Source organism: Cupriavidus sp. 01L415, from assembly GCF_056400065.1.
Genome location: NZ_JBFTSP010000010.1, coordinates 120,258 through 139,766, shown reverse-complemented (window position 1 = coordinate 139,766; position 19,509 = coordinate 120,258). Strand labels below are relative to the sequence as shown.

The following is a 19,509-nucleotide window of genomic DNA, read 5'->3' as shown; positions in this document are numbered from 1 at the left end:
GTCAACCGTCATCGTACGTGTCATGCACAACGGTTGGGAATGTGCCTTTTAGCGGTGATTCATGCCGAAACAGGGTTGCACCTCTCGGTATTAGTTGTCGGTTTTTCCGCAAGCACGGGGACTTTCGCCCCATCCGGTTGCAACTTCCCTCTATAATGCGGGCTGCTTTTCCGACCGGCAGCCGGGCCACCCTTCCGGTGCGTCGAGTTTGGAAAGCGGGGCAGGCGAAGCGCTTGCGCAATAGAGAACGCATCACAACGTTGTCTTTCCGAACTTTGGGCGTCACGGGTATCCGGGGCGCTGACACATGCCGGGCCCCGCACGCTTCACTTGTCTCTATCGCAGGCCCGTCTTCCGCTTCGGGTCTTCTCTCCGCCACCTCCGGCGGACGCTCCCCGCGGGTGTTGTTCGATTGCGCTGGTCATGCCGCCTCTGCCCGGAATGACCCATACATAATCGAGGAGCTCCTGATGACGCTGTCCCGTCTCACGTCCACTGCCATGGCCGCCGTGCTCGCCACTGCCGGCGCAACTGCTTTCACCTCGGCGAACGCCGAAACCGTCAAGATCGCCATCGCCGGCCCCATGAGCGGCTCGGTCGCCCAATACGGCGACATGGTCAAGGCGGGCGCCCTGACCGCCATTGAACAGATCAATGCAGCGGGCGGCGCCGGCGGCAACAAGCTGGAAGTGGTGCTGATGGACGATGCCTGCGAGCCGAAGCAAGCCGTGGCGGTGGCCAACAAGATCGTCAGCCAGGGCATCCACTACGTGATCGGTCATGTGTGCTCGGGTTCCACCATTCCCGCATCGGACATCTACGAAAACGAAGGCATCGTGATGGTCACGCCGTCGGCCACCGCGCCGCAGCTGACCGAGACGAAGAAGCGCAAGTTCGTCTTCCGCACGATCGGCCGTGACGACCAGCAGGGTCCGGCAGCCGCCCAGTACATCATCGGCAAGGTCAAGCCCAAGAAGGTCGCCGTGCTGCACGACAAGCAGTCGTACGGCCAGGGCATCGCCAGTTCGGTGAAGAAGGACCTGGAAGCGGCCAAGATCCCCGTGGCGGTCTTCGAAGGCATCAACGCCGGCGATTCCGACTACTCCGCCGTCATCACCAAGCTGAAGGCGCAAGGCGTGGACTTCGTCTACTTCGGCGGCTACCACCCGGAAATGGGCCTGCTGCTGCGCCAGGCGCGCGAGCAGGGCGTGAAGGCGACCTTCATGGGTCCCGAGGGCGTGGGCAACAAGGACGTGACCGCGATTGCCGGTCCGTCGTCGGAAGGCATGCTGGTAACGCTGCCGGCCGACTTCTCCGCCGACCCGGCCAACGCCGGCCTGGTGAAGGCCTTCGCCGACAAGAAGCGTGACGCCAACGGTCCGTTCCAGATGCCTGCCTACGCCGCCGTGAAGATCATTGGCGACGCCATCGCCGGCGCCAAGAGCACGGACCCGGCCAAGGTGGCGGCGTACATGCACAAGAACGCCTTCCAGACCCCGATCGGCAAGGTCGAGTACGACGATCGTGGCGACCTGAAGTCGTTCAAGTTCGTCGTCTACACGTGGCACAAGGACGCCACGAAGACCGCCGCCAACTAATCCGGCGCCACTCCTGGCAAACGCCCCGCTCGCGACCCGGCGAGCGGGGCGTTTTGGTATCGGTTCGATGTCGGCTTGCCGCCACATGACGGCGGCCAGCGCGCCGCATCGGGCTCTCCGATCCAAAAGGTCCCTCGCATGAACGAATTCCTTCCACAGTTCACCCAGCAGCTGGTCAATGGCCTGACGCTGGGCGCGATCTATGCCCTGATCGCCATCGGCTACACGATGGTCTACGGCATCATCGGCATGATCAACTTTGCCCATGGCGAGATCTACATGATCGGCGCGTATGTGGGCCTGGTCACCCTGACCGCCATCGGCGCGCAGGCCGGCTATCCGCTGCCGCTGGTACTGGGCGCGGCGCTGCTTGTCTCCGTTGCCGTCACGGGCTGCTACGGCTTTGCCGTCGAGCGCGTGGCGTACCGCCCCTTGCGCGGCGGTCCTCGGCTGGTGCCGCTGATCTCCGCCATCGGCATGTCGATCTTTCTCCAGAACTATGTCCAGATCGGGCAGGGCGCACGTGACGTTTCCGTGCCGTTGCTGATCTCGGGCGCCATCGAATTCCAGATGGGCGGCGACTTCACCGTGACCGTGCCGTATTCGCGCCTGCTGATCGTGGGCGTGACGCTGGTGCTGATGGTGGCGCTGACGCTGTTCATTGGCCATTCCCGGATGGGCCGTGCCTGCCGCGCGTGCGCCGAGGACATGCGCATGGCCAATCTGCTGGGCATCGATACGAACCGGGTGATCTCGTTCACGTTCGTGCTGGGCGCGATGCTGGCCGCCGTCGGTGGCGTGCTGATCGGCCTGACGATCGGCAAGCTCAATCCGTTCATCGGCTTCATTGCCGGCATCAAGGCTTTCACGGCCGCGGTGCTGGGCGGCATCGGCAGCATCCCGGGCGCGATGCTCGGTGGCGTGCTGCTCGGGCTGGCCGAAACCTTCGCCTCCGGCTACATGCCGGCCGAATACAAGGATGTAGTCGCCTTCGGCCTGCTGGTCCTAGTGCTGCTGTTCCGTCCGACCGGCCTGCTCGGCAAGCCGGATGTGGAAAAAGTCTGAGGGGAGCGCAAGATGACAAATCAGATTTCGGCAACGCCGGCCGGCCGCACACCGGCGGCCAACGGGGCCTTGCCCGGGCAGACGCTCATGAACGCCGTGACGGCAGCCGTGATGACGGCGATCCTCACCATCCCCGTCCTCGGCCTTCAGTTGAAGCTCGACGGCTACAAGGTCGTGCTGGAGTCGCACTGGCGTCCGGTCTGGATCGCCGTGGCCGCGGTGTTCCTGTTCCAGCTGTTCAAGCCGATGCTGACGCGTGCGCGCAGCGCCGTGAAGCTGCCGACGCTGCCCGCGATGGGTGCGCAGCAGCAGCGCACCGCCGTCTGGGTGCTGCTGGCCGTCGGGCTGGTGTTCCCGTTCTTTGGCTCGCGCGGCGCAGTGGACGTGGCCACGCTGGCGCTGATCTACGTGATCCTGGGCCTGGGCCTGAACATCGTGGTCGGCTACGCCGGCCTGCTCGACCTGGGCTATGTGGGCTTCTATGCCGTGGGTGGCTACACCTACGCGCTGCTCAACCAGTACTTCGGCCTGACGTTCTGGGAATGCCTGCCACTGTCCGCCGGCCTGGCCGCGACGTTTGGCTTCATCCTTGGCTTCCCGGTGCTGCGCCTGCGCGGCGACTACCTGGCGATCGTGACGCTGGGCTTCGGCGAGATTATCCGCCTGCTGCTCAACAACCTGACCAGCCTGACCGGTGGCCCGGATGGCGTGTCGGGCATTCCGAAGCCGAGCGTGTTCGGCATCGAGATGGCGCGCAGCGCAAGCGTGGAAGGCGCGAAGACGTTCCATGACTTGATCGGCATTCCGTACGCCGGCCAGCACATGGTGATCTTCCTGTACCTGCTGGCGCTGCTGCTGGTGGGCTTCACCCTGTTCGTGACCAGCCGCCTGATCCGCATGCCGATGGGCCGTGCCTGGGAAGCGTTGCGCGACGACGAGATCGCCTGCCGCTCGCTGGGCCTGAATCCCACGCGCATCAAGCTTTCCGCATTCACGCTGGGCGCCTCCTTCGCGGGTCTGGCCGGTGCGTTCTTCGCGGCGCGCCAGGGCCTGGTCAATCCGGAGTCCTTCACGTTCATCGAGTCGGCGCTGATCCTGGCGGTGGTGGTGCTGGGCGGCATGGGTTCGCAGCTGGGCGTGATCCTGGCGGCGATCCTGCTGACCGCGCTGCCCGAGGTGGCGCGCGATTTTGCCGAGTACCGCATGCTGATCTTCGGCCTGGTGATGGTGCTGATGATGATGTGGCGTCCGCAGGGCCTGCTGCCCGCGAGCCGTCCCCACGTGGAGTTGCCGCAATGAGCGCGGAAATGCTGAAAGTATCCGGCCTGCAGATGCGCTTTGGCGGTCTGCTGGCCGTGGACGGCGTCGATTTCGATGTGCGTCGCGACGAGGTCTTTGCCATCATCGGCCCCAACGGCGCGGGCAAGACCACGGTGTTCAACTGCGTGGGCGGCTTCTACAAGCCCACGGCGGGCGAGGTGACCCTCGACGGCCACGCGATCGCCGGCCTGCCGAGCCACCTGGTGGCACGACGCGGCCTGGTGCGTACGTTCCAGAACATCCGCTTGTTCAAGTCGCTGACCGTGGTGGAAAACCTGCTGGTCGCGCAACATCTGCAGGTCAAGTCGGGCTTGCTGCGCGGCCTGCTGGCCACGCCGGCCTATCGTCGCGCCGAGCGCGAAGCGCTGGAGCGCGCCGCCGAATGGCTGGAACGCATGGGGCTGACATCGGTGGCCAACCGCGAGGCGGGCACGCTGTCGTACGGTCATCAGCGGCGGCTGGAGATCGCGCGCTGCATGATCACCCGGCCGCGCCTGCTGATGCTGGACGAGCCGGCTGCCGGCCTGAACCCGCAGGAAAAGATCGAGCTGCAACAGCTGATCGACCGCCTGCGCCATGAGTTCAACATCTCCGTGCTGCTGATCGAGCACGACATGAGCCTGGTGATGGGCGTATCGGACCGCATCATGGTGATGGAGCACGGCCGCCCGATCGTGACGGCCGCGCCGGACGAGGTGCGCAACGACCCGCGCGTGATCAAGGCCTACCTGGGAGAGGACTGATGCTGAAGCTGGAACAGGTCCATACCCACTACGGCGCCGTCGAGGCGCTGTCTGGCGTATCGATCGAAGTCAACAAGGGGGAGATCGTCACCCTGATCGGCAGCAACGGCGCCGGCAAGACGACGCTGATGATGACCGTGTGCGGATCGCCGCGCGCCTCGGGCGGCCGCGTGCTGTTCGAGGGGCAGGACATCACGCGCCGCGACACGCACGAGATCATGCGCATGGGCATGGCGATCTCGCCGGAAGGGCGCCGGGTGTTCCCGAGCCTGACCGTGCTGGAAAACCTCAAGATGGGCGCATTCTTCGGCAGCCGCCATGAGATCGAGGCCGGCATCGAGCACGTGTTCAAGCTGTTCCCGCGCCTGAATCAGCGCTCGGGCCAGCGTGCCGGCACGATGTCCGGGGGCGAGCAGCAGATGCTGGCGATCGGCCGCGCGCTGATGAGCCGTCCGCGCCTGCTGTTGCTGGACGAGCCCACGCTCGGCCTGGCACCGCTGATCATCGCGCAGATCTTCGACATCATCCGCACCATCCGTGACGAGGGCGTCACGGTCTTCCTGGTGGAGCAGAACGCCAACAAGGCCCTGCAAGTGGCGGATCGCGGCTATGTGCTGGAAACCGGCCGCGTGGTGCTGGCCGATACCGGCGCAAACCTGCTGGCAAACGACCGCATTCGCAGCGCCTATCTCGGCGGCTGATTCCGGCCCCCGAGCCCCCGTCGTGCCCCCGTTTGTGGGCACGGCGGCGCTTCGTCCGCTTCCTCCGCTTCCTCCGCGTTCCGGGCCGCCCGCCTGGGTCGTGTGCGTTGCCACCTTTTCGCCATCTGCGAAATCCCCCTTTCGCCAATGACCGCCGCAGGTCGCGTCCGGCGCGCCCGTTCCCGGCCGGCGCACATGGCATAATCGATTGCGATGTCAAGCAATCACCGGCGACGCGGGAAAAGCAGCACAATAGTCTGCTTGCCCACGATGGCATCCGGAAAAAACAAATCCCCTGCAAACCAACGCGCGGATCTGCGCCGTTCCTGTCCGGACGGTCGGTCTGCCCCCTCGCATCATGGCCAAGACGCTCTACGACAAACTCTGGGATGACCACACCGTCCACGTCGAGGAAGACGGCACCACGCTGCTCTACATCGATCGCCACCTGCTGCATGAAGTCACCAGCCCGCAGGCGTTCGAAGGGCTGAAACTGGCGTCGCGTCCGGTCTGGCGCATCAGCGCGAACCTGGCCGTGTCCGACCATAACGTGCCGACCACGGACCGCTCGCAAGGCATCGCGGACCCGGTGTCGAAGCTTCAGGTCGATACCCTGGACGCCAACTGCGACAGCTTCGGCATCACCCAGTTCAAGATGAACGATCACCGCCAGGGCATCGTCCACGTGATCGGGCCGGAGCAGGGCGCCACGCTGCCGGGCATGACCGTGGTCTGCGGCGATTCCCACACCAGCACGCATGGCGCGTTCGGCGCACTGGCGCACGGCATCGGCACGTCGGAAGTGGAGCATGTGCTGGCCACGCAGACGCTGCTGGGCAAGAAGGCCAAAAACATGCTGATCAAGGTGGAAGGCAAGCTGCCGCGCGGCTGCACCGCCAAGGACATCGTGCTGGCCATCATCGGCAAGATCGGCACGGCCGGCGGCACGGGCTTCACCATGGAGTTCGCCGGCTCGGCCATTCGCGACCTGACCATGGAAGGCCGCATGACGGTCTGCAACATGGCGATCGAAGCCGGCGCACGCGCCGGGCTGGTTGCCGTGGACGACACCACGCTGGAATACGTGAAGAACCGTCCGTACGCGCCGCAGGGCGTGGAGTGGGAGCAGGCGGTGGGCTACTGGCGCACGCTGCATTCGGACGACGGCGCCCACTTCGACAAGGTCGTGGAGCTGCGCGCCGAGGATATCCGCCCGCAGGTGACCTGGGGCACGTCGCCGGAGATGGTCGTCAGCATCGAAGACCGCGTGCCGGACCCCGAGAAGGAAAAGGACCCGAATAAGCGCAACGCCATGGAGCGCGCGCTGGAATACATGGGCCTGCAGCCGAATGTGCCGATCGAAGCGATCAACGTCGACAAGGTGTTCATCGGCTCCTGCACCAACAGCCGTATCGAGGACATGCGAGCCGCCGCGTGGGTGGTGCAGAAACTCGGCCGCAAGGTGGCGTCGAATGTGAAGCTGGCGATGGTCGTGCCGGGCTCGGGCCTGGTGAAGTCGCAAGCCGAGCGCGAAGGGCTGGACAAGGTCTTCAAGGCCGCCGGCTTTGAATGGCGCGAGCCGGGCTGCTCGATGTGCCTGGCCATGAACGCCGACCGCCTGGAAGCGGGCGAGCGCTGCGCGTCCACCTCCAACCGGAACTTCGAAGGCCGTCAGGGTGCGGGCGGACGTACCCATCTGGTCAGCCCGGCGATGGCCGCCGCAGCCGCCATCGAGGGTCATTTCGTCGATATCCGCAAGCTCGGCTGATCGGGCGGGTCAACCACGACTTTCGAACAGAGAGAACATGAAAAAGATCGTGATCACGCTGCTGGCATGCCTGGGCATGCTGCAATTGGCTGGCTGCAACACGATGGCCGGACTGGGCAAGGACACGCAGGCGGCGGGCCGCTCGCTCGAGAACGCTGCCAAGAAGTAAGGACACCACCATGGAAAAGTTCACCGTACACAGCGGCCTCGTGGCGCCGCTCGATCGTGAGAACGTCGATACCGACGCGATCATCCCGAAGCAATTCCTGAAGTCGATCAAGCGCACGGGCTTTGGTCCGAACCTGTTCGACGAATGGCGCTACAAGGACGTCGGCCAGCCCGGCCAGGACAACAGCAAGCGTCCGCTGAACCCGGACTTCGTGCTGAACCAGCCGCGCTACCAGGGCGCGTCGGTGCTGCTGGCGCGCAGCAACTTCGGCTGCGGCAGCTCGCGCGAGCATGCGCCGTGGGCGCTTTCGCAATACGGCTTCCGCGCCGTCATCGCGCCGAGTTTCGCCGACATCTTCTTCAACAACTGCTACAAGAATGGCCTGCTGCCGGTGGTGCTGACCGACCTGCAGGTCGATCACCTGTTCAACGAGACCAATGCGTTCCCGGGCTACAAGCTGACCATCGATCTCGACAAGCAGGTGGTGCTGACGCCGGGCGGCGAGAGCTATTCCTTCGATATCGCCCCGTTCCGCAAGTACTGCATGCTCAACGGTTTTGACGACATCGGCCTGACGCTGCGCCAGTCGGACAAGATCAAGGCGTACGAAGCCGAGCGCCTGACGAAGATGCCGTGGCTGGGCAATCGCCTGGTTGGTTGAAGACACACTACGAATACAGGAAGACAGATGAAGATTGCAGTCCTGCCGGGTGACGGCATTGGTCCCGAGATCGTTGCCGAAGCCGTCAAGGTGCTCAACGCGCTCGACGAGAAATTCGAAATGGAAACGGCGCCGGTGGGTGGCGCTGGCTACGAGGCCGAAGGCCATCCGCTGCCGGAGAACACCCTGAAGCTGGCAAAGGAAGCTGACGCGATCCTGTTCGGTGCCGTGGGCGACTGGAAGTACGACAGCCTGGAGCGTCCGCTGCGTCCGGAGCAGGCCATCCTGGGCTTGCGCAAGCACCTGCAGCTGTTTGCCAACTTCCGCCCGGCGATCTGCTATCCGGAACTGACCGGCGCCTCGAGCCTGAAGCCCGAGCTGGTGGCGGGCCTGGACATCCTGATTGTGCGCGAGCTGAACGGCGACATCTACTTTGGCCAGCCGCGCGGCCTGCGCGAAGCCCCGGACGGCCTGTTCAAGGGTCATCGCGAAGCCTTCGACACGATGCGCTACAGCGAGCCGGAAATCCGCCGCATCGCGCACGTGGCGTTCCAGGCTGCGGCCAAGCGCGGCAAGAAGCTGTGCAGCGTGGACAAGGCCAATGTGCTGGAGACGTTCCAGTTCTGGAAGGACATCGTGATCGATGTCAGCAAGGAGTATCCGGACGTCGAGCTGTCCCACATGTACGTGGACAACGCCGCGATGCAGCTGGTCAAGGCGCCGAAGAGCTTTGACGTGATCGTCACCGGCAACATGTTCGGCGACATCCTGTCGGACGAGGCTGCCATGCTGACGGGTTCGATCGGCATGCTGCCGTCGGCATCGCTGGACGCGAACAACAAGGGTTTGTATGAGCCGTCGCACGGCTCGGCGCCGGACATCGCCGGCAAGGGCGTGGCCAATCCGCTGGCCACGATCCTGTCCGCCGCGATGATGCTGCGTTACTCGCTGAATCGCGCCGAGCAGGCGGATCGCATCGAGAATGCCGTCAAGAAGGTGCTGTCGCAGGGCTATCGCACGGGCGACATCCTGACGCCGGGCTGCAAGCAGGTTGGCACCCGCGAGATGGGCGAAGCGGTGCTCGCCGCGCTGTAAAGCGGCGTCGACTTGGCAGGGCGGCTTCGTGTCGAGGCGTCCTGCCGGCCGGACCCCCCGGTTCTCCCGGTTGGCAGCGCATTTTTCACAGGTTTGTCTGCTGCGGCAGCGCGGCAAAATCGTGTAGACTCCCCCGCATGGCCCGAATCAACCAGTCCATCCTGACTGCCTCCGTCGCTCCCGCCGCCACCCGCGGCACGGGCGGCGCGGATTCGCTCGGCCCGGCGGTTACCGCAACGACGATTAAAACCATTACCAAAAAAGCGATCGCCTAGATCGTTCGTCGTGCCTGCCCGTCTTCCCCGCGCAGCCACGCCGGGCGAGGAAAATGGCGGGGAAGTTCACATCACATCCGAGGTAAGTCATGATTGTAGGTCTCGTCGGTTGGCGAGGAATGGTCGGCAGCGTCCTGATGCAGCGCATGCAGGAAGAGGGCGATTTCGACCATATCGAGCCCGTTTTCTTCAGCACTTCCAACGCTGGCGGCAAGGCCCCTGCGATGGCAAAGAACGAAACCACGCTGAAAGATGCCAACGACATCGAGGCACTGAAGAAGTGCGACGTGGTGCTCACCGCCCAGGGCGGCGACTACACGAACGATGTCTTCCCGCGCCTGCGTGCGGCCGGCTGGAACGGTTACTGGATCGATGCGGCGTCCTCGCTGCGGATGAAGGACGATGCCATCATCGTGCTGGATCCCGTCAACCTCGGCGTGATCAAGGATGCGCTGTCGAAGGGCGTGAAGAACTTCATTGGCGGCAACTGCACGGTCAGCTGCATGATGATGGGTCTGGGCGGCCTGTTCGAGCATGATCTGGTGGAGTGGATGACCTCCATGACGTACCAGGCCGCATCGGGCGGCGGCGCCCAGCACATGCGCGAGCTGCTGACGCAGTTCGGTACGCTGAACGCCGCGGTCAAGCCGCTGCTGGACAACCCGGCTTCTGCCATCCTGGAAATCGACCGCACCATCCTGGCCACCCAGCACGGGCTGTCGGCGGACGAAACGAAGCAATTCGGCGTGCCGCTGGCCGGCAACCTGATTCCCTGGATCGACAAGGACCTGGGCAACGGCGTTTCCAAGGAAGAGTGGAAGGGCGGCGCCGAGACCAACAAGATCCTGGGTCGCGGCGAAGGTTTCGTGGGCGCCACTGGCGCAGCCCCGATCGCCGTGGACGGCCTGTGCGTGCGGATTGGCGCGATGCGCTGCCATTCGCAGGCGCTGACGATCAAGCTGCGCAAGGATGTGCCGCTGGACGAGATCGAAGGCATGCTGGCGGCCAACAACCAGTGGGCCAAGGTGGTGCCGAACACGCGCGAAGCCAGCATGACGGACCTCACGCCGGCTGCCGTGACGGGTACGCTGACCATCCCGGTCGGCCGCCTGCGCAAGATGCAGATGGGTGGCGAGTACCTGTCGGGCTTCACTGTGGGTGATCAGTTGCTGTGGGGGGCAGCCGAACCCTTGCGGCGTATGCTGCGCATTCTGATCGAGGGCTGAGCCTCCGGTGAGCCCCGCCGCTTTCGTTGCGGCGAGGCAACAGAATTCTCTGCTTTCCCTGCAACGCCGCGCCACAGCGCGGCGTTGTTGCATCCGAGTGCCTATTTTTCCCGGGCTTGCGTCACAATACAGCCGGCATACGCTTGGCTACGGGGTCTTCGTCGCTGTTCTGCGGTGGCGAAAGGGCGAGGTATCCGGGCAGACGTTTCCGTCCGCACCGGCCATCCGCCCGCCAGCCAGGCATTTTGGGTCGGGTTATTTTTCGCTACTAGAAACATAAATGGAGCACGAGGTGAGTGTGAGCCTACATCGCCGGAAAGATGCGCCTACTGTCCGTCAGCGCTGGTCAACGCTGGCCGTCACGGCACTCGGTTTGCTGCTGATGCAGCCGGCCGCGTATGCCGCGGGGTTCGGACAACTACGGGTACAGTCCAACCTGGGGCAGCCGCTCCAGGCTGAAATCGATATCAGCGGCGTCTCGGCCGAGGAAGCGGACAGCCTGACTGTCAAGCTGGCCTCGCCCGCCGCCTATGCCAGGGCAGGGCTGACGTACTTGCCCGCTGTTTCCAGCGTACGGCTCCAGGTGGAGCGTCGCCCCAATGGCAGTTACGTCGCCAGCGTCAAATCCAACCAGCCGATCAGCGAGCCGTTTGTCGACATCCTTGTCGACATGAGCTGGTCCAGCGGCAAGGTGACGCGCGCGTACACGTTCCTGCTCGATCCGGCCGGCGTCAAGTCGACCTCCCAATCGTTCTCGCCGACCACGGTCGTGCAGGCCGCCACGCCGGACGCGTCGCCGGCCCAGGCGCCCGCCGCTGCCGCGTCGGCACCCGCCGCCACATCCGCCGCACCGGCGACCGAGGCTGCGCGCCCCGCACCCGCTGTGCGCCAGCCGCGCCGTGCCGCTGCCGCCCCGTCCCCGACCGCGACGGATGGCGCCCCCGCCAACGGCAACTACACGATCCAGCGTGGCGACACCCTGTACGGTATTGCCGGCGAGGCCGCTCAGGACGGCGTGTCGCTCGAGCAGATGCTGTTCGCGCTGTATCGGAACAATCCGAATGCCTTCATCGGCGGCAATATCAACCGGATCAAATCCGGCGCTGTGCTGAAGGTGCCGAGTGCCCAGCAGGCCCAGTCCGTGAGCCCGCGTGTGGCGCACCGCGAAGTCGTGGCCCGCACGCAGGGCTTCGACAGCTACCGCAGTCGTTTGGCTGCCGCCGCTGCCGCCAAGTCCGTGGAAGCCGGCACCGGCCGCGAGCAGTCGGGCAACATCACCGCGCGCGTGCAGGACACCACGGTGCCTGCGGCAGGTCCGCGTGACGAACTGAAGCTTTCCAAGGCCGACCGTGGCGCGCAAGCCAAGGCGCAAGCCCAGGCGGAAGCTGACGTCGCCAACCAGCGCAAGCTCAAGGATGCGGAATCCAAGCTGGCCCAGCTGGAAAAGAACGTCACCGATATGCAGCGCCTGATGGAGCTGAAGAATTCGGAGATCGCCAAGCTGAATCAGGCAAGCCAGGCGGCGAAGGCGGCTCCGGCCGCGCCGGCTGCCGCAACAGTAGCTGCCGCCGTGCCGGCCGCGACCGCTGCCGCACCGGCACCGGCTGCCAGCACCGAGCCGACGGTGGTGCCGGCCGAACCCGCCAAGACGACGGACGCCCCGAGCACGGCGACGCCGGTGCCTGCGCCGGCCGCGACGGCTGCGGCCTCGGCACCCGAAGCCTCGGCTTCGGCGCCGCAAGCCCAGGCCGCCGCATCGGCGCCGGCCGCTGCAGCCCCGGCCCCCGCGGCCAGGAAGCCGGTGTCGCCGCCGGCCCCGGTGCCGCAACGATCCTTTGTCGACGAACTGCTGGACAACCCGATGCTGTCGCCGGGTGCCGGCCTGCTGGCCGTGCTGCTGGGCGGCTACGCGTTCTACCGTCGCCGCCAGAAGCAGAAGGCGAGCGAGAGCACCGGCTTCGGCGACAGCATCTTGTCGCAGGAAAGCACCGTGATGGCGGGTGGTCACTCGCTGTTCGGCACCGCCGGCGGCCAGAGCGTGGACACCTCGCAGCACAGCGTGTTCGGTGCGGATTTCCGGATTGGCAACAACTCGCCTGAGGCTACCGAGGTCGATCCGATCGCGGAAGCCGAGGTGTATATCGCCTACGGGCGCGACGTGCAGGCCGAGGAAATCCTGCGCGAAGCGCTGCAACAGAGCCCTGAGCGCCAGGCTATCCGCCTGAAGCTCATGGAGATTTACAACACTCGTCAGGATGTGGAAGGTTTCCGAGTGATTGCAGAAGAAATGTTCGCCCAGACGGGCGGGCAAGGTGCGGACTGGTTGCAGGCCGCGGAAATGGGCCGCAAGCTGGACCCGAGCAATGCGTTGTATCTGTCGGTCGCACCAGACACCTCTGCAGGCGTGGATACCACCACGCCCGTCGCGGACCAGTGGCGCACGCAAGATCCTGCACAGAACCCGCAGCAGCCGCCGAAGGAACCCGCCATGGCGGACCTGGCGCTGCCGCTGGACGCCTTCCCGGCGCCTGCGCCGGGGGAGCCCATCGTGGCGCCGGAGTCGGCCTCGCTGGTGTTCGGTGACGAACTCCGAGCGGAACCGGTGGCACGACTGGACGACGTACTCGACGAAAGCCACGACACCGGCCTTGATATGCCGGTGAACGAGGCAAGCCGGCATCTGGCCGAGGTACCGGCACTCGACACCCCGACGCGTTCGCGTCCGCTGGATTTCGACATGTCGGGCATCTCGCTCGACCTGAACGCGGACCAGCAGACGGAAGGCCGCTCGCTGGCGGAGTCCACGGTGCCGCTGCCGGCGCCGACGATGCTGCAGAACGGCCGGCTGGTCGAGCCGATCGACCTGACGCGTGTGACGTCCGAGGGCGGTGCCGATACGACGCATGGCGTGTCCGCCAGTACCCTGTCCGCCACGGGCATGGACGGTGGCCGTGACATGCAGATCAAGCTCGATCTGGCCCGCGCCTACATCGAGATCGGTGACAAGGAAGGGGCCCGCGAGCTGCTGCAGGAAGTGGTGGACCAGTCGCAAGATCCGCTGCAGGCTGAAGCCCGCACGCTGCTCCGCGAAGTGGCCTGACGCCGTGACGGCCTGCAAAGGCCGGTATGATTGAGGGCTTGCGCGGCGTCTCGACGCCGTAGCCCGAAGCGATGCGCCGGAAGCGTCCCTTCCGGCGCATTTTCTTTTTGGGTTCGGCCAGATTGGTTGGCCACTTCACGCATCCATGAACCGCATCGCCATCGGCCTCCACTACGACGGGTCAGCCTTTTCCGGCTGGCAGTCGCAGCCCCACCGCAATACCGTGCAGGACCACCTGGAAGACGCGATCGAGCGTTTTGCCGGCGTGCGGCTGCTGACCACGGTGGCGGGTCGGACCGATGCCGGCGTGCACGCGCTCGGGCAGGTGATCCATCTTGATACCGAGTTGTCGCGCGAGAAATTCTCGTGGGTGCGCGGCGTCAATGCTTTCCTGCCGCCGTCCATCGCCGTGCAGTGGGCCGAGCCTGTTGACGAGAATTTCCACGCGCGCTTCCTGGCGTTCGAGCGCAAGTATTACTACGCGCTCTATACCGGCCCGCATCGCGTGCCGATGATCCACGGTCGCGCCGGCTACCAGATGCTGCCTCCCGGCCAGCGGCTGGATGTGGAGGCGATGCGCACCGCCGCCAGCCATCTGCTGGGCGAGCACGATTTTTCCGCCTTCCGCGCTGCCGAATGCCAGGCCAAGTCGCCGGTCAAGACGATGTACGACGTGACGATCAAGGCGGACGGCAACTGGGTTTTCCTGCGCTTTCGCGCCAGCGCGTTTCTCCATCATATGGTGCGCAACCTGATGGGCTGCCTGGTGGCGGTGGGGCGCGGGCGCTATCCGGCCGACTGGATGGCCGGCGTGCTGGCGGGCCGCGACCGCAGCAAGGCCGCGCCGACCTTCATGCCTGACGGCCTCTACCTGGCTGACGTAAAGTATCCTGAGCCCTACGACCTTCCCAGGGCGGACCCGTCCGCCAGCGTTTTCCACGGAGTATTTGCCGATGACGGCGCCTGAAGCGGGCGGCGTGCCCGCCCGTACCCGTATCAAGATCTGCGGCCTCACGCGCGAGGACGATGTGCGCGCGGCTGTCGATGCCGGCGCCGACGCCATCGGCCTGGTGTTCTATGCCGGCAGCCCGCGTCACGTCGATGTGGCACGTGCCGCCGAACTGGCCGAGCGCGTGCCGCCGTTCGTCTCGGTGGTCGGCCTGTTCGTCAATGCCGATGCCGAGGAAGTGGCACATGTGGCCGAGCGAGTGCCGTTGACGTTGCTTCAATTCCACGGCGACGAGACGCCTCAGCAGTGTTCCGACATCGCCCGGCGCTGCCGACTGCCATTCATGCGCGCTGCCCGTGTCCGACCGGGCCTCGATTTGGTAGAATTCGCCGATCAATATCGTGACGCCGCCGGCCTGTTGCTCGACGCCTTCGTGGAAGGCTACGGCGGTGGTGGCCACGTCTTCGACTGGACCCTGATTCCCGCCCAATGGCTTCCGTCCAATCCGCCCCGCACGGGCACCCCGACCGCAAACGGCGCTCCTCGCATCGTTTTGAGTGGTGGGTTGAACGCGCAAAACGTCGCTGGCGCGATTGAACGCGTGCGGCCCTACGCTGTGGATGTGAGCAGTGGCGTGGAGGCCGCCAAGGGCGTGAAAGACCACGCCCGCATTGCAGCGTTCGTGCGTGCCGTGCGCATGGCGGAGGCAGGGTGAGTCAGCCGGAATTTCCCGATATTCCCGGCATCACCTGCCCTGGCCCGACGGCCGCATCCCACATCGAATCCTCGCGTGTCTGCCCGATTGGCGCAGGCACGTCATCCTGAGAGCCTGGATATGTACGACTTGCCCGATTCCCGCGGCCACTTCGGCCCCTATGGCGGCACTTTTGTTTCCGAGACCCTGGTCCACGCGCTGGACGAACTGCGCGATGCCTATGCGCGCTACCAGCAGGACCCGGAGTTCGATGCCGAATTCCGGCGCGAACTGAAGCACTTCGTCGGCCGCCCGTCGCCGATCTATCACGCGCAGCGCTGGAGCGAATTGCTCGGCGGCGCGCAGATCTACCTCAAGCGCGAGGACCTGAATCACACCGGCGCCCACAAGATCAACAACGTGATCGGCCAGGCGCTGCTCGCCAAACGCATGGGCAAGAAGCGCGTGATCGCCGAAACCGGTGCCGGCCAGCACGGCGTGGCCACGGCGACGATCGCCGCGCGCTTTGGCATGGAGTGCGTGGTCTACATGGGTTCCGAGGACGTGCGCCGTCAGGCGGCCAACGTCTATCGCATGAAGCTGCTGGGTGCGACGGTGGTGCCCGTGGAGAGCGGCTCGCGCACGCTCAAGGACGCGCTGAACGAAGCGATGCGCGACTGGGTGACCAACGTGGAATCCACCTTCTACATCATCGGCACCGTGGCGGGCCCGCACCCGTATCCGATGATGGTCCGCGATTTCCAGTGCGTGATTGGCGAGGAGGCCAAGGTGCAGATGCCCGAGATGACCGGCCGCCAGCCGGATGCGGTCATCGCCTGCGTGGGCGGCGGCTCCAATGCGATGGGCATCTTCTACCCGTATATCGAGCACAAGGACGTGCAGCTGATCGGCGTGGAAGCAGCCGGCGACGGCCTGGACACGGGCCGCCACGCGGCATCGCTGACCGGCGGCACGCCGGGCGTGCTGCACGGCAACCGTACCTACCTGCTGCAGGACGAGAACGGCCAGATTATCGAGACCCACTCGGTGTCCGCCGGGCTGGACTACCCGGGCGTGGGCCCCGAGCATGCATGGCTCAAGGACAGCGGTCGCGCACAGTACGTGCCGATCACCGACGAGGAAGCGCTCAAGGCCTTCCACGACTGCTGCCGCATCGAGGGCATCATCCCGGCGCTGGAATCGAGCCATGCCATCGCCTACGCATGCAAGCTGGCGCCAACACTGCCTGCCGACAAGCTGCTGCTGGTGAACCTGTCCGGCCGCGGCGACAAGGACATGCACACCGTGGCCGAGCGTTCGGGGCTGAAGCTCTGATGCGCGCGCTGCCACCCAACACACCGCTGTCCGCAGGCGAAGAGGGCGGCGCAGGCGCCGACGCGATCGATATCCTCGACACGTCGACGCTGCGCCTGTACCGGGAAGACGTGCTCGAAGGGATCGCGAAGATCCCCGACGGCTCGATCGACCTGGTCGTGGCCGATCCGCCGTACGGACTGGGCAAGGACTACGGCAACGATTCAGACCGCCTCTCCGGCCAGGCCTACCTGGAATGGTCGGAGCGCTGGATGAATGCCATCGTGCCCAAGATCGCCCCGCGCGGCTCGCTCTACCTGTTCTGCACCTGGCAGTACTCGCCCGAACTGTTCGTCATGCTCAAGCAACGCCTGACGATGATCAACGAGATTATCTGGGACCGCCGCGTGCCGAGCATGGGCGGCACGACGCGCAAGTTCTCGTCGGTGCACGACAACATCGGCTTCTTTGCCCGCCAGCGCGACTATTACTTCGACCTGGACCCGGTGCGCATCCCGTATGACGCCGAGACCAAGAAGGCGCGCAGCCGGCCCCGCTTCGAAGGCAAGAAGTGGCTGGAGGTGGGATACAACCCGAAGGACCTCTGGAGCGTGTCGCGCATTCACCGGCAGGACCCGGAGCGGGCCGATCATCCGACCCAGAAGCCGCTGGAGATCGTCGAGCGCATGGTGCTCTCCAGCTGCCCGCCGGGCGGGCTGGTGCTGGACCCGTTCACTGGCAGCGGTACCACGGCGGTGGCTTGCGTGCGGCACGGCCGGCGGTTTGTCGGCTTCGAGATGAATCCGGAGTACGCGGAGCTGGTACGCCAGCGCGTGTCGGCGGCCAGGCCGCTGATCGCGTCCACCACCCCCGAAGCGGCGCCCGCGCCAACCCCGGCCGCGGCCAACGACGACGCCAATGAGGAAGCGTCGGCGGCTCAACACCTTATCTGATTCCCTGACATGTCCCGCATCCAGAAGACTTTCGCGGCGCTGGCCGCGCAGCAGAAGAAGGGCCTGATCCCGTTTATCACCGCAGGCGACCCGGAGCCCGGCCTGACCGTGGACCTGATGCACGCGCTTGTGGCCGGTGGCGCCGACGTGATCGAACTCGGCGTGCCGTTTTCCGACCCGATGGCCGACGGCCCGGTGATCCAGCGCGCCTCCGAGCGCGCCCTGGCGCATGGCGTATCGTTGAGACAAGTGCTGGCGTGGGTGGCCGAGTTCCGCAAGACGAATGCCGCCACGCCGGTGGTGCTGATGGGCTACGCCAACCCGATCGAGCGCATGGGCGAGGAAGTGTTCGCGAAGGCGGCCCAGGCTGCCGGCGTGGACGGCGTGCTGGTGGTGGACTATCCGCCCGAGGAGAGCGAATCCTTTGCCGCGCTGATGCGCGCCAACCAGATGGATCCGATTTTTCTGCTGGCGCCGACGTCCACCGACGCACGCATCGAGGCCGTGGCCAAGGTGGCCAGCGGCTACCTGTATTACGTGTCGCTGACGGGGGTGACCGGGTCGGCGACGCTGGACCTGGACAGCGTGGCGGCGCGCCTGCCGCTGATCAAGCGCCATGCCAACCTGCCGGTGGGTGTGGGGTTTGGCATTCGCGATGCCCAGACCGCCCGGGCGATCGGCAGCGTGGCGGACGCCGTGGTGATCGGCAGCCGCCTGGTGCAACTGCTGGAAGATGCACCGCGCGGCCAGGCGGTAGAATCGCTGCGCGGGTTTATCGCTGAAATTCGTCAGGCACTGGATGCCTGAACGTGATGCCGCGCCGACACGGCTCGCCCAATATTGTGATGTATTGATAACAACGATCGGGTTTTGCTTCGGCTAGACGGCCCCGGCGTGGTAAATTCGCGGCCTGATTCCCTGCCGTCCCTGTACCAGACCCTGCCGAGGGGGCTGGCGCGCGGGCGGCAGCTATCCGAAAGGAGCTTTCATGAGCTGGTTGGATAAACTCCTGCCTCCCAAGATTCAACAGACCGACCCCTCCACCCGCAAGGGCATTCCGGAAGGGCTGTGGGTCAAGTGCCCGTCGTGCGAGGCCACGCTGTACCGGACCGATGTCGAGGCCAATCTGCACGTCTGCCCGAAGTGCGACCACCATATGCGCATCCGCTCCCGCGAGCGCCTGGACGCGCTGCTGGACGCCGAGGGCCGCTATGAGATCGGCCAGGAAATCGTGCCGGTGGACGCGCTGAAGTTCAAGGACACGAAGAAGTACCCGGACCGCATCAAGGCCGCCATGGAGGACACCGGCGAGACTGACGCGATGGTGGTCCTGGGTGGCGCAATCCACACCATCCCGGTGGTGGTGAGCTGCTTCGAATTCGAGTTCATGGGCGGTTCCATGGGTTCGGTGGTGGGCGAGCGCTTTGCCCGCGGTGCCCAGGCGGCGCTGGAGCAGAAGGTGCCGTTCATCTGCATTACCGCCACGGGTGGTGCGCGCATGCAGGAAAGCCTGCTGTCGCTGATGCAGATGGCCAAGACCACGGCCATGCTGAACCAGCTGTCGAACGCCAAGCTGCCGTTCATCAGCGTGCTGACCGATCCGACCATGGGTGGCGTATCGGCCAGTTTTGCGTTCCTGGGCGATGTGGTCATCGCCGAGCCGAAGGCGCTGATCGGTTTTGCCGGACCGCGCGTGATCGAGCAGACCGTGCGCGAGAAGCTGCCGGAAGGCTTCCAGCGTGCCGAATTCCTGATGCAGAAGGGCGCGATCGACATGATCGTCGATCGCCGCAAGCTGCGCGCGGAACTGGCGCAACTGCTGGCGCTGCTGCAAAAGCAACCGGCGGACGCGGTAGCCTGAAAGATTGGCGTGAATGC

At 65.5% G+C, this 19,509-nt stretch carries 18 protein-coding genes; all 18 read left to right on the top strand.

Annotated elements, in window-relative coordinates; translation table 11 throughout:
* Nucleotides 1–470: 470 nt before the first annotated feature.
* A complete protein-coding gene (locus AC1DOX_RS17135; RefSeq protein ID WP_092134591.1) occupies nucleotides 471–1,598 on the top strand; it encodes a branched-chain amino acid ABC transporter substrate-binding protein in 1,128 nt (375 codons plus the stop codon).
* Nucleotides 1,599–1,736: 138 nt separating this feature from the next.
* Nucleotides 1,737–2,663 (top strand): high-affinity branched-chain amino acid ABC transporter permease LivH, encoded by a 927-nt coding sequence (gene livH, locus AC1DOX_RS17130; RefSeq protein WP_092134590.1) that lies wholly within the window; start codon nucleotides 1,737–1,739, stop codon nucleotides 2,661–2,663.
* An 87-nt stretch (nucleotides 2,664–2,750) separates the two neighbouring features.
* Nucleotides 2,751–3,962 carry a high-affinity branched-chain amino acid ABC transporter permease LivM gene (locus AC1DOX_RS17125; protein WP_441624062.1) on the top strand — a complete coding sequence of 404 codons (1,212 nt, stop codon included), beginning with the start codon at nucleotides 2,751–2,753 and terminating at the stop codon, nucleotides 3,960–3,962.
* The gene (livG, locus tag AC1DOX_RS17120; protein WP_092134588.1) at nucleotides 3,959–4,726 is read left to right on the top strand and encodes a high-affinity branched-chain amino acid ABC transporter ATP-binding protein LivG; all 768 of its coding nucleotides are present in this window, start codon (nucleotides 3,959–3,961) and stop codon (nucleotides 4,724–4,726) included. Before AC1DOX_RS17125 ends, livG begins: the two co-directional genes overlap by 4 nt.
* The gene (locus AC1DOX_RS17115) at nucleotides 4,726–5,427 is read left to right on the top strand and encodes an ABC transporter ATP-binding protein (protein WP_092134586.1); all 702 of its coding nucleotides are present in this window, start codon (nucleotides 4,726–4,728) and stop codon (nucleotides 5,425–5,427) included. Before livG ends, AC1DOX_RS17115 begins: the two co-directional genes overlap by 1 nt.
* A 358-nt stretch (nucleotides 5,428–5,785) precedes the next feature.
* On the top strand, nucleotides 5,786–7,195 hold the full coding sequence (gene leuC, locus AC1DOX_RS17110) for a 3-isopropylmalate dehydratase large subunit (protein ID WP_092134585.1): 1,410 nt from the start codon (nucleotides 5,786–5,788) through the stop codon (nucleotides 7,193–7,195).
* 37 nt (nucleotides 7,196–7,232) lie between these two features.
* The gene (locus tag AC1DOX_RS17105) at nucleotides 7,233–7,364 is read left to right on the top strand and encodes an entericidin A/B family lipoprotein (RefSeq protein WP_092134583.1); all 132 of its coding nucleotides are present in this window, start codon (nucleotides 7,233–7,235) and stop codon (nucleotides 7,362–7,364) included.
* A gap of 10 nt (nucleotides 7,365–7,374) precedes the next feature.
* Complete coding sequence (gene leuD, locus AC1DOX_RS17100) at nucleotides 7,375–8,025, top strand: 3-isopropylmalate dehydratase small subunit (protein WP_092134582.1); 651 nt, start codon at nucleotides 7,375–7,377, stop codon at nucleotides 8,023–8,025.
* A 27-nt stretch (nucleotides 8,026–8,052) separates the two neighbouring features.
* Complete coding sequence (leuB, locus tag AC1DOX_RS17095; protein ID WP_092134580.1) at nucleotides 8,053–9,120, top strand: 3-isopropylmalate dehydrogenase; 1,068 nt, start codon at nucleotides 8,053–8,055, stop codon at nucleotides 9,118–9,120.
* A 137-nt stretch (nucleotides 9,121–9,257) separates the two neighbouring features.
* On the top strand, nucleotides 9,258–9,395 hold the full coding sequence (locus AC1DOX_RS17090; protein WP_176860863.1) for a hypothetical protein: 138 nt from the start codon (nucleotides 9,258–9,260) through the stop codon (nucleotides 9,393–9,395).
* Between the two features lie 89 nt (nucleotides 9,396–9,484).
* Complete coding sequence (gene asd / locus AC1DOX_RS17085; RefSeq protein ID WP_441624045.1) at nucleotides 9,485–10,621, top strand: aspartate-semialdehyde dehydrogenase; 1,137 nt, start codon at nucleotides 9,485–9,487, stop codon at nucleotides 10,619–10,621.
* 292 nt (nucleotides 10,622–10,913) lie between these two features.
* Nucleotides 10,914–13,721, top strand: a complete 2,808-nt coding sequence (locus AC1DOX_RS17080; RefSeq protein WP_477101462.1) for a motility hub landmark protein FimV — start codon at nucleotides 10,914–10,916, stop codon at nucleotides 13,719–13,721.
* Between the two features lie 145 nt (nucleotides 13,722–13,866).
* The gene (truA, locus tag AC1DOX_RS17075) at nucleotides 13,867–14,688 is read left to right on the top strand and encodes a tRNA pseudouridine(38-40) synthase TruA (RefSeq protein ID WP_441620032.1); all 822 of its coding nucleotides are present in this window, start codon (nucleotides 13,867–13,869) and stop codon (nucleotides 14,686–14,688) included.
* Complete coding sequence (locus AC1DOX_RS17070; protein ID WP_092134576.1) at nucleotides 14,675–15,385, top strand: phosphoribosylanthranilate isomerase; 711 nt, start codon at nucleotides 14,675–14,677, stop codon at nucleotides 15,383–15,385. Before truA ends, AC1DOX_RS17070 begins: the two co-directional genes overlap by 14 nt.
* Before the next feature lie 120 nt (nucleotides 15,386–15,505).
* A complete protein-coding gene (trpB, locus tag AC1DOX_RS17065; protein WP_092134574.1) occupies nucleotides 15,506–16,699 on the top strand; it encodes a tryptophan synthase subunit beta in 1,194 nt (397 codons plus the stop codon).
* Nucleotides 16,699–17,631 carry a DNA-methyltransferase gene (locus tag AC1DOX_RS17060; RefSeq protein WP_441620030.1) on the top strand — a complete coding sequence of 311 codons (933 nt, stop codon included), beginning with the start codon at nucleotides 16,699–16,701 and terminating at the stop codon, nucleotides 17,629–17,631. Before trpB ends, AC1DOX_RS17060 begins: the two co-directional genes overlap by 1 nt.
* A 9-nt stretch (nucleotides 17,632–17,640) precedes the next feature.
* Nucleotides 17,641–18,438 carry a tryptophan synthase subunit alpha gene (gene trpA / locus AC1DOX_RS17055; protein WP_441620028.1) on the top strand — a complete coding sequence of 266 codons (798 nt, stop codon included), beginning with the start codon at nucleotides 17,641–17,643 and terminating at the stop codon, nucleotides 18,436–18,438.
* 181 nt (nucleotides 18,439–18,619) lie between these two features.
* The gene (accD, locus tag AC1DOX_RS17050; RefSeq protein WP_092134570.1) at nucleotides 18,620–19,492 is read left to right on the top strand and encodes an acetyl-CoA carboxylase, carboxyltransferase subunit beta; all 873 of its coding nucleotides are present in this window, start codon (nucleotides 18,620–18,622) and stop codon (nucleotides 19,490–19,492) included.
* Nucleotides 19,493–19,509 lie beyond the last annotated feature (17 nt).